Annotated in this window: 9 protein-coding genes; 6 read left to right on the top strand and 3 right to left on the bottom strand. The window is 73.5% G+C overall.

All coding sequences use genetic code 11. The features are described from left to right. The first annotated feature begins 25 nt into the window (after positions 1 to 25). The 4 genes from ASC82_RS18495 (at position 26) to ASC82_RS18480 (ending at position 5,684) form a co-directional block, all read left to right on the top strand. Positions 26 to 2,581, top strand: a complete 2,556-nt coding sequence (locus tag ASC82_RS18495) for a BTAD domain-containing putative transcriptional regulator (protein ID WP_056648971.1) — start codon at positions 26 to 28, stop codon at positions 2,579 to 2,581. A 212-nt stretch (positions 2,582 to 2,793) separates the two neighbouring features. After that, positions 2,794 to 3,594, top strand: a complete 801-nt coding sequence (locus ASC82_RS18490; protein ID WP_056648969.1) for an SDR family oxidoreductase — start codon at positions 2,794 to 2,796, stop codon at positions 3,592 to 3,594. A 26-nt stretch (positions 3,595 to 3,620) separates the two neighbouring features. Beyond that, positions 3,621 to 4,703, top strand: a complete 1,083-nt coding sequence (locus ASC82_RS18485; RefSeq protein WP_079039356.1) for a P1 family peptidase — start codon at positions 3,621 to 3,623, stop codon at positions 4,701 to 4,703. 132 nt (positions 4,704 to 4,835) lie between these two features. Continuing rightward, a complete protein-coding gene (locus ASC82_RS18480; protein WP_242427702.1) occupies positions 4,836 to 5,684 on the top strand; it encodes a DUF6227 family protein in 849 nt (282 codons plus the stop codon). 68 nt (positions 5,685 to 5,752) lie between these two features. Here ASC82_RS18480 and ASC82_RS18475 read toward each other — a convergent pair whose 3' ends face one another. Further along, positions 5,753 to 6,898 carry a glycosyltransferase gene (locus ASC82_RS18475; RefSeq protein ID WP_079039355.1) on the bottom strand — a complete coding sequence of 382 codons (1,146 nt, stop codon included), beginning with the start codon at positions 6,896 to 6,898 and terminating at the stop codon, positions 5,753 to 5,755. A 279-nt stretch (positions 6,899 to 7,177) separates the two neighbouring features. On the opposite strand from ASC82_RS18475, the gene ASC82_RS30660 reads away from it, so the two are divergent. After that, positions 7,178 to 8,524, top strand: a complete 1,347-nt coding sequence (locus tag ASC82_RS30660) for a hypothetical protein (protein WP_199862563.1) — start codon at positions 7,178 to 7,180, stop codon at positions 8,522 to 8,524. A 66-nt stretch (positions 8,525 to 8,590) separates the two neighbouring features. Here the strand turns inward: ASC82_RS30660 and ASC82_RS18465 are convergent, their stop codons facing one another. After that, positions 8,591 to 10,126: an MFS transporter gene (locus ASC82_RS18465; protein ID WP_056648965.1), complete on the bottom strand. Its 1,536-nt coding sequence runs from the start codon at positions 10,124 to 10,126 to the stop codon at positions 8,591 to 8,593. Positions 10,127 to 10,188: 62 nt separating this feature from the next. Here ASC82_RS18465 and ASC82_RS18460 point away from each other — a divergent pair, with 62 nt between their 5' ends. Beyond that, a complete protein-coding gene (locus tag ASC82_RS18460; protein WP_056649590.1) occupies positions 10,189 to 11,148 on the top strand; it encodes a YafY family protein in 960 nt (319 codons plus the stop codon). A 57-nt stretch (positions 11,149 to 11,205) separates the two neighbouring features. Here ASC82_RS18460 and ASC82_RS18455 read toward each other — a convergent pair whose 3' ends face one another. Further along, positions 11,206 to 12,207, bottom strand: a complete 1,002-nt coding sequence (locus tag ASC82_RS18455; RefSeq protein WP_056648963.1) for a sigma-70 family RNA polymerase sigma factor — start codon at positions 12,205 to 12,207, stop codon at positions 11,206 to 11,208. Between the last annotated feature and the right edge of the window lie 330 nt (positions 12,208 to 12,537).

Here is a 12,537-nt window from a genome sequence, read left to right as displayed (position 1 = left end):
CCGTCCCTGCGCGACAATCCGGTCCATGATCTTCCGCCTCCTCGGACCGCTCACGCTGACCGGCGCCGCCGGTGCCCCGATCGCGGCCGCCGGCGGCCCCAAGGTCCGTGCCCTGCTGGCCCGGCTCCTCCTCGACGCGGGCCGGACCGTCCCCGTCGACCGGCTCGTCGACGGGCTGTACGGCGAGGAGCCGCCGGCCGGCGCGCAGGGCGCCCTCCAGGCGCAGGTCTCCCGGCTGCGCCGGGTCCTGCCGCCGGGCGTGGCGGTGGAGTTCTCGCCCGCCGGGTACCGGCTGACCGTCGGCGACCCCGCGGCGGACGTGGACGCGCTGCGGTTCGAGGCGCTGGCCGGGGAGGGCGCCAGGGCCGGGGCGGCGGGCGATCCCGTACGCGCGGCGGGCCTGCTGCGGGAGGCGCTCGGGCTGTGGCGCGGACCGGCGCTCTCCGACGTACGGGACGCGCCCTTCGCGGCGGGCCAGGCGGCCCGGCTCGAAGGGCTGCGGCTCGACGCGGTGGAGGAGTGGGCGGCGGCGGAACTGACCACCGGCGGGGATCTCTCCTTCCTCATACGGGAGTTGGAACGGTCCGCCCGGGAGCATCCGTTGCGGGAGCGGCTGCGCGGGCTGCACATGCGGGCGCTGGGCGCGGCGGGGCGGCAGGCCGAGGCGCTCGGCGTGTACGAGGAGGTGCGGGCGACGCTCGCCGAGGAGCTGGGGGCCGACCCGTCACCGGAACTGTCCGCGGTCCACCTGGAGCTGCTGAGGGGCGGGGCGGGCACGCCTCTCCCCGTACCTCCTCCCAAGGCACCGCTTCCCGTCCCCCTCCCCTCGCCCCTGACGGACTTCGTGGGGCGGGAGCGGGAGCGGGAACGGCTGGCCTCGCTGGTGACGGCCGCGCGCCTGGTGACCCTGGTGGGTCCGGGCGGCGCGGGCAAGACGCGACTGGCCCTGGAAGTGGGCGCGGGCCTGCCGGGCGAGGTGCGCTTCGTGGACCTGGGGGCGGTGGCCGGTACGGGGGCCACGCACGCGTCCGTCGCCGGACCCGGTGAGGTCACCGAGGCGTTCGCGGCGGCGCTCGGGGTGCGGGGCGGCGGCGACGAGGCGCGGCTCGTGACGGCGCTGGCCGGGCGGCCGGTACTGCTGGTCGTCGACAACTGCGAGCACGTCGTCGACGAGACGGCCGTCCTCGTACGCCGTCTGCTCGTCGCCTGCCCCGGTCTGCGGGTCCTGGCGACGAGCCGGGAGGCGCTCGGGATCACCGGGGAGTCGCTGCTGCCGCTCGGGGCGCTGACGCCCGAGGCGGCCGAGGAGCTGTTCGTGCGGCGGGCCGCGGCCGTACGGCCCGGATTCACGGGCCACGCGCGCGTGGCGGAGCTCTGCGCGGGGCTCGACGGGCTGCCGCTCGCCGTCGAGCTCGCGGCGGCCCGGCTGCGCTCGCTCTCCGTCGACGAGCTCGCCGACGGCCTGGGCGAGCGGCTCGAACGGTTCGAGCTGCTGTCGCGCGGGGACCGTACGGCGCCGGAGCGGCACCGGACCCTGCGCGCGGTGGTGGAGTGGAGCTGGTCGCTCCTCGAACCCGGCGAGCGGGAACTGGCCGCGCGCTTCTCGGTGTTCCGGGGCGGGGCGACGGCGGAGGCCGTGGCCCGGGTGTGCGGCGCGGGGACCGGCCCGCTGGCCTCGCTGGTGGAGAAGTCGCTGCTCGAGGCGCGGGACGGCCGGTACCGGATGCTGGAGACGATCCGCGCGTACGCCGCCGGGCAGTTGGCGGACGAGGCCCCGGTGGCCGCCGCCCACCACACGTACTACCGCGAGCTCGCGGAGGCCGCCGACCCCGAACTGCGCGGCTCCGCGCAGCTGGAGTGGCTGGCCCGGCTGGACGCCGAGGACGCCAACCTGCGGGCGGCGCTGCGCGGGGGCGGGCCGGAGGACGGGCTGCGGCTGGTGGCCGCGCTCACCCCGTACTGGTGGCTGCGCGGGCTCCGGGGCCGGGTCGCGGCGCCGGTCGCGGAGCTCCTGGACCGGGTGGTGCCGACGGCGGAACTCGGCGAGGAGTACGCGCTGTGCGTGCTCGCGGCGGGCCTGCGCGAGGGCGAACACGTCGAGCGGGCAGGGGGGTTCCTCGTCTCCCGTACGACTCCGCTCCGGCAGCCGTACACGGCCTTCCTGTGGTCGACGTCCGTGGGCCCGGTCGAGGGCCTGCGCCTGGGCGACGACCTCTGGTCCCGGTCGCTGGCCCTCGTGGGCCGGGCCGTCCTGACGACCGCGACCGCCGACGACGGGGAGGACGTACGGGCCGCTGCCGAGGCGCTCCTGACGGAGGCCCTGGCCGGTTTCCGGGCGCTCGGCGACCGGTGGGGCACGGCGACGGCCCTGGAGGGCCTGGCGTCCCTCTCCCCCGACCCGCTGCCCCTCCTCGCGGAGGCCCTGGACCTCTTCTCCTCCCTGGGCGTCGCCGAGGACGTCGTCGACCTGCTCCACCGCCGCGCGACCGTCCACGACACGGCCGGCGACCCGGCCGCCGCCGCGTCCGACCGCACCCGGGCGGCGGACACGGCCCGCCGGGCGGGCCTGCCGCCCCGATGACCGACCCCCGTGCACGCGATGTCCTCGCCGAGGGGGCCGGCGCGCTCCTCCAGAAGCCGTCAGGAGCCGTCTGACAGGGGACGCCAGGGCCCGTCAGGGGCTGCCAGGGGCTGTCAGCGCTCGGTCAGCGGCTCGTCAGCGGTCGGCGCGAGTCTTCCTTTCGTGCCCCGGGGAAACGCCCCGGGGAGCACCGGAAGTCCGAGGAGACCGCCATGCAGCAGCAGATCCGCGACCAGCACACCACCACCCGTACCGCCCTCGTCACCGGTTCGTCGCGCGGGATCGGCCGGGCCGTCGCGCGGCGGCTCGCGGCGGACGGGATGGTCGTCGCCGTCCACTACGGGCAGGACGCCGCCGCCGCGCAGGAGACCGTGGACCTGATCGTGCGGGACGGCGGCCGGGCCTTCTCCGTGGGCGCCGACCTGGCCACGCACGACGGGGTGCTCGCGCTCGTCGAGGGCGTACGGGCCGGGTTCGCCGCCCACACCGGGGAGGCCGCGCTCGACGTCCTCGTCAACAACGCCGCCGTGACCGGCTCGGGCGGGCACCTCAAGGACGAGACCCCGGAGCTGTTCGACCGGCTCTTCGCGGTCAACGTCCGGGCGCCGTACTTCCTCGTGCAGGGGCTGCTGCCGGTGCTGCGGGACGGCGGCCGGATCATCAACATCGGGTCGGCCGTCACGCGGATCGCCCTCTCCGACGAGCTGGCGTACGCGATGACGAAGGGAGCGATGGAGACCTTCACCCGCACCCTCGCCAACGTGGTCGGCGAGCGCCGGATCACCGTCAACACGATCTCCCCCGGCCCGACGCAGACCGCCGCGCTCACCGCCGCCATGGCGGCCATGCCCCAGCTGGAGGGGATGCTGATCGGCGGTCAGGCGCTGCCGTGGGTCGGGCAGCCGGAGGACATCGCCGACCCGGTCGCCTTCCTCGCCTCCGAGGACGGCCGCTGGATCACCGGGACCGTGATCGACGCCTCGGGCGGCACCTACCTCGGCCCCAAGCGCTGAGCCAAACCGCGTGGTAGGCAGGGGACATGACACAGCCCGAGCAGACGGACGGCACGGACGGCATGGACGGCATGGACGCGATCACCGACGTGAGCGGTGTGCGCGTGGGGCACGCGCGCGTGGCCGGGCCCGGCGCGCTGAGCGGGACCACGGTCGTCCTCGCCCCGGAGGGCGGGGCCGTCGCCGCCGTGGACGTACGGGGCGGCGGTCCCGGCACCCGGGAGACGGACGCCCTCGACCCCCGGAACGTGGTCCAGCGGATCGACGCGATCGTCCTGACCGGCGGCAGCGCGTACGGCCTGGACTCGGCCTCCGGCGTCATGGCCTGGCTGGAGGAGCGCCACCGGGGCGTGCGGGTGGGTCCCGACCCGTCCCATGTGGTGCCGGTCGTACCCGCCGCGTGCGTCTTCGACCTGGGGCGCGGCGGCGACTTCTCGGCCAGGCCGGACGCGGCGACGGGCCGGGCGGCGGCGGAGGCGGCCGACGCGAGCGGGGACCACGCGCGCGTGGGGACGGGCGCGGTCGGCGCGGGCACCGGGGCCGTCGTCGGCGGGCTGCGCGGCGGGGTGGGGACGGCGAGCACGGTCCTGGCCTCGGGGATCACGGTCGGCGCGCTGGTCGTCGTGAACGCGGTGGGTTCGGCCGTCGATCCGGCGACGGGCGTCCCGTACGGGAGCTGGTTCGACGGCGGCAGGCCCGCCGTCCCGGCGGAGGAGGTGCACGAGGCGGCGCTGCGGCGGCTCGCGGAGGCCCGGGCGGCGAGCGCCCCTCCCCCGCTGAACACGACGCTCGCCGTCGTCGCCACGGACGCGGTGCTCACCCGCGCGCAGGCGCAGAAGGTCGCGGGGACCGCGCACGACGGCATCGCGCGCGCGGTGCGTCCGGTGCACCTGATGAACGACGGGGACACGGTCTTCGCGCTCGCCACCGGCCGGCGGGAGCTGCCGGAGGAGCCCGGTCCGCTCGCCCTGAACGAGATCCTGGCGGCCGGCGCGGACCTGGTGACCCGGGCGATCGTCCGGGCGCTGCTCGCGGCCCCGGGAGGGCTGCGCGGGCCGGGAGGGGATTTCCCGTCGTACGGCGAGCTGTACGGCGAGCTGCGCGGCTAGCCGTACGGAGATCCGTACGGCGCGGATCCGAGGCGACCGGCCCGCGTACTCCCGGTAACCGCAAGGGAGTTGACGAAGAACCCCGCGGGAACTTCCCGCGCGCGCCCTTCGTTTTGCTGAACCCAGGACACGATGTCAGACCCAGGGACTACGTTTAGCAAGCACCAAGTGACATGCGGCGACGGCCTGGAGACCCTCTTGAACGATCCGCGGGATCCACACGATCCGTACGAGACGACCGAGACGCACCTTGAGCGGCTCCTCGGCCGGGCGCTCAACTCCTTCGACCTGCCCGACTCCACCGTCGAGCGCCTCGGCACGGCGCTCGCCCACTCCAGTGCGCTGCACTCCTCGCACCACAGCGCGTCGCTGCACCGCACCACCTACCGCCACACGTACCTGCTCGCCGACGGCAGCGCGCTCAGCCTGTGGGAGCTCACGCACAACACCGGCCGGGACGGCACCGACCAGCACGAGCTGTACGCCGAGGAGGCGGAGGCCCGGCTCGCGGCCTCCCGCCTGCCGGCCGCGCCGCTGCCGGGCTGGACCGCGGAGCGCTCCGACGGCCGCGCCCTCGACGGTGACGACGACGATGACATGGCGCTGCTCAGCGCCCTGCTCGCCCGCCCCATACCCGCCCAGCCGCGGATGTACGTGCCGGACAACTCCGCCGACCACGCGCGCCGCGTCCTGCGGCGCGCGGAGAACGTGGACCGGCCGGGCGAGCGGACGGCCCGGCGGCTCCGCCTGGCCTTCGCCCACCACATCACGCAGGCCTTCGGGCGGCAGTGCGCGGTGGAGGGGGGCCGGGACGCCGGCTTCACCCTCTACGAGCACCAGTTCCTGCTGCTCGACGGCAGCGAGGTCAGCCTCTGGGAGATCGAGCACACGATGACACCGGACGGCCGTCACATGTGCGAGGTGTACGAGGACGAGCGCGCGGCCCGCGCGGCGATGGAGACGCGCGCGCGGGTCCGCTGACGCCCGCGCGTCCCGCATCCTCTACCCCACATCCCGCATCCCGCTCCCGGCGGTCGACGGTCGGACCGTCAGACGAGCGCCGGGGCGGGGTCGGGGGCGGGGGCTGGGGCGGGGTCCGGCGTGACGGCGTCGGGCACCTGAACACCGGCTTCCGCCAGCTTCCCCACGGCGAACCCACGGTTGGCGCGGGTCTGTTCGCGGTACGCCGGGGGCAGCTCCGGCAGCGCGAGCAGCCGGTCGCAGGCGGCGAGCGAGGCGGCGTAGTCGCCCGTCCAGTAGGCGGTGATCGAGTACTCGAAGAGCAGCCCGTACCGGTACACCCACGGCTGCATGAACAGCAGGTCGTCCGGCTGCCTCCCGTCCAGGACGGCGGAGACGACGGCGTGGGCCGCCCGGTAGCGGCGCATCTTCCGCAGCCGCGCCACCAGTTCGTAGCAGGCCTCGAGCCGCTGCGGCCGCGACTCCCAGGCCCGGGAGAGGGCGTCCATCGCGGACGGCCACGCGCCGGACTCGGCCTGGAGGACGCCGGACTGGAGGAGGGAGTAGTAGACCTCCTCGCCCCAGCCGCCCATGGCCGCGCGCCGCTCGTAGAGGGGGACGGCCTCGTCGGCACGGCCCATGTCCCGCATCGTCTGGGCGAGGTAGAAGACCGTACGGGGGTTGTCCGGATCCCGGTCGAGCTCGGCGCCCAGGAGCCGGGCGTCCCGCTCGAACTTGTCGTGGCGTGACCCGCCGTCGGCGTGGTCCTCGATGGACAGGGCGTCCAGATTCCGCTGCACGTGGTCCCGGTCGGCGGTCAGGTACTCGTGGGTGACCCCCTCGTACCGCCAGGGCAGATCGCCCCTGACCAGGCGTTTGATGCGGTACTCCAGGGATCCCTCGTGGCGGATCATGTACGCGTCCGCGGTGAGGTCCGGCAGCGGGCCGTCCTGCCGCAGGACGTGGTCGGCGTCGAGGAGCAGGAGGTAGTCGGCCCGGCCGCGGGCCCGCGCGATGTTCAGGCTGCGGTTGTGGCCGAAGTTCACCCACGGCTCCTCGCGCAGCTCGCCCGGGATGCCGGCGAGGGCGGTGCGGATCAGGTCCTGGGTCCCGTCGGTGGAACCGGTGTCGGTGATGACCCAGGAGTCCACGAGACCGCGGACGGAGGCGAGGCATCGCTCGATGACTTTGGACTCGTTCTTGACGATCATGCACAGGCAGATGGACGGCTGCACGGCAACACCACTTCCGGTGGGGGCGGGAGAGCGCTCGGCGGGTGGGCGACCCTACGGACGCCCGAGGAGCGAGCGGTGTCGGCGCGCCGACGGGCGGTTCGAAATTCGCCTTCGTGTACGCATCCATTCGGCTAGGGGCGATAGGCCATGGCGTTGGGACTGCCGCGAGACCGTCAAGCCTTCGCAAGCGCGATCCGATGATCCGATCAGGAAGCGCGAACGCTTCCCCGGACATCACTCGGACCGGCCGCGGCGCGGCCGGTGGAGGAAGGAGCATGCATGCGTCCTGATGCCAGGACCAGGTCCCCGCTGGGTCCCCTGCCCCGACGACGCCCTTGGGTCGTCGGCGGGGCCATCGCCTCCGTCGCACTCGTCCTCACGGGCTTCGCCTCACCGGCGACGGCCGCCGCTACCTGGGACCCCCCGGGAAGGACGACGGCGACCCCGTCGACGGGCGACCACTGCGAGGAACGGCCCCCGCACCACGAGGACGGCCCGCCGCCGCACCACCAGGAAGGTCCGCCGCCCTGGGAACAGCAGGACGGCCCGCCGCCTTGGGAACACCAGGACGGCCCGCCGCCTTGGGAGCACGGCGGCCCCCGCAACGCCGGCCAGAGCGGCTCACCGGAGGCCGACGGCCTCCAGGAGTTCCTGGACGACACGATCAAGCCCCTGGTCGAAGGCCAGGACATCCGCGCCCTGCGCGCGATCCCGGCCGGCGGCGGCGACGACTGCAAGGTGGGCCCAACAGGCCCGACCGGCCCGACCGGACCGCCCGGCCCGAAGGGCAACACGGGAGCCACGGGAGCCACTGGCGAGACCGGGGCGACAGGTGCAACCGGAGCCACCGGCGCGACTGGGGCGACCGGGGCGACGGGCGCGACCGGCGCCACGGGCGAGACGGGTGCCACCGGCGCCACGGGAGCCACGGGAGCCACTGGCGAGACCGGAGCAACGGGCGCCACCGGAGCTACCGGTGAGACCGGGGCTACGGGTGCTACCGGCGCCACTGGAGCGACCGGTGAGACCGGCGCCACGGGCGAAACCGGAGCGACCGGCGCCACGGGCGAGACCGGAGCCACCGGCGAGACCGGCGCCACGGGCGAGACCGGCGCCACGGGCGCCACGGGCGCCACGGGCGAAACCGGAGCCACCGGCGAGACCGGAGCGACCGGCGCCACGGGCGAGACCGGAGCCACCGGCGACACCGGAGCCACCGGGCCCACCGGGCCGTGCTCCGACATCGACACCTACAGCCCCTCGAGCACCGAGGACTTCCAGGCCGTCCTCACGGACGGTGTCGCCTACGCCGGCAAGGCGAGCGTCCCGGGCGGGACGATCGTGTGGCACGACCTCACCGACGCTCTCCTCCCGCCCAACGAGAACGTCCCCGTCAACTACCCGTCCAACGCCTGTGGCATCTCCATCGAGGCGCAGGGCAACGACGCGTTCGTCAAGGTGGTGACCACCGACGGCACGGTCTTCCAGACCCGGGGCAACATCATGGGCGGCGCCTTCGTCTGGAACCAGCCCTGGGTGCAGCAGGCGACCCCGACACCGGGGTCCCTGCGAGCCATCCCCTTCAAGGGTGACCTGAAGTACGGCGGCGCGGTCAACCGCAGCTGACGGATACGGCGAAGGGCCCTGGTCCCGGGGAGATTCCCGGGACCAGGGCCCTTCCTCCTGAGGGGGTCAGTGCGTCAGCACCGGCTCCTTCTCCACGTTCTCCGGGGTGTCCTCGTCGTCGCCGCCGCCCTCCAGGTGCTGCTTCGGCTTCGCCGGGAGGGCGAACATGACCAGGAAGATCGCGGCGAGTACGCCCGCCGCCCAGCCGAGCGAGTTCTGGAAGGCGTCCGTGAAGGCCGCTCCCACCTCGGTCGGGACCTGGGCGAGGTTCCGGTCGTCGATGACGCCGAAGAAGACGACCGACACCAGGCCGAGGCCGAGCGCGTTGCCCATCTGGCCCGTCGTGTTGATGAGTCCGGAGGCAGAGCCCGCGTGCTCGCGCGGAACCTCGGAGAGGACCGCGTCCGTCAGGGGCGCCACGATGAGGCCCATGCCCAGGCCCATGACCACCAGCGGCGCGATCATCTGCCAGGGTTCGATCCCGGTCCCGTAGCGGCCCGCCACGAAGAAGTAGAGGAGGACGCCCGCGATCATCGTGAGCGCGCCCGCCTGGAGGACCTTGCGGCCGAAGCGCGGCACCAGCTTCTGCACCGAGAGGCCGGCGGCCACGGAGACCGCGATCGAGAACGGCACTCCGGTGACGCCCGCCTTCAGCGGGGTCCAGCGGAGCCCGATCTGCATGTACAGCGTCCAGACCAGGAAGAAGATGCCGAGGACGACGCCGAAGGTCAGCTGGACGGCGATGCCGGCGGCGAAGCTCTTCACCTTGAACAGCGACAGCTCGACGAGCGGCGAGCCGTCCTTCCGCGTCTTGAACTTCTCGTAGAGGACGAAGGCCGCGAAGACGAACAGGCTGCCGACCATCATCAGGTGGCCCGACAGCGGCCAGTCGAGCTCACGGCCGCGCGTCAGCGGGTAGATCAGCATCAGCAGCGCCGCCGTCACCAGGAGCATGCCGACGATGTCGAGCCGGAGCGCCTTCGGCGCCTTCGACTCGGAGATGAACTTGCGGCCAAGGATGAGGCCCGCGATGCCGACCGGCAGGTTGATCAGGAAGATCGGGCGCCACTCGAGACCGGCGATGTTCCACTGGGTGAGCAGCGCGCCGAGCAGCGGGCCGGAGACGGCCCCGAGGCCGATGATCGCGCCGAACATTCCGAAGACCTTGCCGCGCTCGTGCGCCGGGAAGGTGACGTGGATGATCGAGAGGACCTGCGGCACCATCATCGCCGCCGCCGCGCCCTGGAGGAGGCGGGAGGCGACCAGCATCTCGGGGTTGGCCGCGAAGCCGCAGAGCGCCGAGGCGAGCGTGAAGCCGGCGGTGCCGAGGAGGAAGAGCCGCTTGCGGCCGTAGATGTCACCGAGCCGGCCGCCGGTGATCAGCCCGGCCGCGAAGGCCAGCGCGTAACCGGCGGTGATCCACTGGATGGCCCCGAAGGAGGCGCCGAGGTCCCGCTCGATGCTGGGGATCGCGATGTTGACGATCGTGGCGTCGACCAGATCCATGAAGGCGGCCGTCATCACGATGGCGAGGGCGATCCACCGCCTCTTGTCGCTCGTGTCCGTGGGGGCCGCATCCGTGACGGCTTCGTGTGAACTCATACGAAGAAGATAGAAGTCATCTAGGTCAAATGATGACCTAGATGGGCCGCATCCTTGAAGACATGACAGATACCCCGGTTCGACTCCTGAATCTGCTGTCGCTCCTCCAGACCCCGCGCGAGTGGCCCGGAAGCGAGCTCGCCGAGCGGCTCTCGGTCTCCGCGCGCACCATCCGCAGGGACATCGACCGCCTGCGCGACCTCGGCTATCCGGTCGAGGCGACCCTCGGCGCGGTCGGCGGTTACCGCCTCGTCGCCGGTACGGCCATGCCGCCGCTCCTCCTGGACGACGAGGAGGCCGTCGCCATCGCCGTCGGCCTGCGCGCCGGTGCCGGGCACGCCATCGAGGGCATCGAGGAGGCGTCCGTACGCGCTCTGGCGAAGCTGGAGCAGGTCCTGCCCGCGCGGCTCCGCCACCGGGTCTCCACCCTCCAGAACGCGACGCTCCCGCTGACCAGGGGCGACGGCGCCACGGTCGCGCCCGCCACCCTGACGGCGCTCGCCGGCACGGTCACCGGGCGGGAGAAGCTGCGCTTCGGCTACCGGGCGGGCGACGGCGCCGAGTCGAAGCGGCTGGTCGAGCCGTACCGGCTGGTCTCGACCGGGCGCCGCTGGTACCTCGTCGCGTACGACCTGGAGCGCGACGACTGGCGGACCTTCCGGGTGGACCGGGTCAGCGACCCGCTCGCGACGGGCGCCCGCTTCACCCCGCGCGAGCTCCCGGCCGGCGACGCGGCCCAGCTCCTGGTCCGCTCCATGTCCCGGGCGCAGCCCGAGCTGGAGCTCGACGTCAGCTTCGATGCCCCGGCCGACTTCGTGACGGCCCGGCTCCCGTCCCACCTGGTCCCGACGGCGACGGGCCCGACGACCTGCCGTCTCCGCACCCGCTCCGCCGACTCCGTCGAGTGGCTGGCGCTCCGCCTGGCCCTCGTCGACGCCCCCTTCACGATCCACGGCCCGCCCACCCTCCACGGTTACGTCGAGGAGCTGGCGACCCGCCTGGCGACGTCGACGCGGGGGTAGGGGAGAAGGCGGGGCGCCCGCTCCCGGGCGTCCCGCCTCCTTCTTGTCGCTCCTCCCCTACGCCACCGCGTCGAAGCCGGTGTCGTGGGCCATCTTCTTCAGTTCCAGCAGGGCGTGCTTCTCGATCTGGCGGATCCGCTCGCGCGTCAGGCCGTGCTGCTTGCCGACCTCCGTCAGCGTCCGCTCGCGCCCGTCCTCGATGCCGTACCGCATGCGGATGATCGAGGCCGTGCGGTGGTCGAGCTTGGCGATGAGGTCGTCGAGCTCCTCGCTGCGCAGCAGCGTGAGCACCGACTGCTCGGGCGAGATCGCCGAGGTGTCCTCCAGGAGGTCGCCGAACTGGGTCTCTCCCTCGTCGTCCACCGACATGTTCAGCGAGACCGGGTCGCGCGCCCAGTCCAGGACGTCCACGACGCGCTCCGGCTTCGTGTCCAGCTCCGCCGCGATCTCGGCCGGCTCCGGCTCCCGCCCGTGCTCGCGGTTGAACTCGCGCTGCACGCGCCGGATGCGGCCCAGCTCCTCCACGAGGTGGACGGGGAGCCGGATCGTCCGGGACTGGTCGGCGATCGACCGGGTGATGGCCTGCCGGATCCACCACGTCGCGTACGTGGAGAACTTGAAGCCCTTCGCGTAGTCGAACTTCTCGACCGCGCGCACCAGGCCCGCGTTCCCCTCCTGGATCAGGTCGAGCAGGGGCAGGCCGCTGCGGGGGTAGCGCCGCGCGACGGCGACCACGAGCCGCAGGTTGGACTTGATGAAGAGGTCCTTGGCACGCTCGCCCTCGGCGACCAGCGCTTCGAGCTCCTCACGGGCCGCTCCGCCTCCCTCGCTCTCTACGTCTCCGTCGAGGATCTGCTGGGCGTACACGCCCGCCTCGATCGTCTGGGAGAGCTCGACCTCCTTGGCGGCGTCGAGCAGGGGTGTACGCGCGATCTCGTCGAGGTACATGCCGACCAGGTCGCGGTCGGCGATGTCCCCGCCCACGGCGCGAACGCTGCTGGCCCGGCTCGCCCCGCTATTGGCGGAGGTCTGACGACGGGCGACGGCACGGGTTGCCATGCGTGCTCCCTTGCTGAGTAGGTCGCGACACCTTTTCGGGTGCCCTGCATCCGACGGAAACAACGACTGGAATCAGGACAGAATTCCCACCCGGCACATGGATTTTCGCGATCATGCAGTATCCTGCGCGCCCGCCGCCCCTTCGGGCATGCCGCGGAAACCCACGGAGGCGCAGGTCAGACCGGGCACGGAGGGTGTTCCGGCGCCGCTCGCGGGGTCCCCGACCACACTGTCGGTGAGACCGCGATCACATGCGGCGTCATCTCTTCAGACGTCATCGCGGGCGATGGGGTTGCCCGCGCCGCTCCTCGGCCTCGACCTCCGCCCCCG

The sequence above is a fragment of the Streptomyces sp. Root431 genome (genome assembly GCF_001426585.1).
Lineage (GTDB): Bacteria > Actinomycetota > Actinomycetes > Streptomycetales > Streptomycetaceae > Streptomyces > Streptomyces stackebrandtii.
Note: the sequence above shows the minus strand (reverse complement) of the source record. Positions and strands in the feature narration are given on the sequence as shown.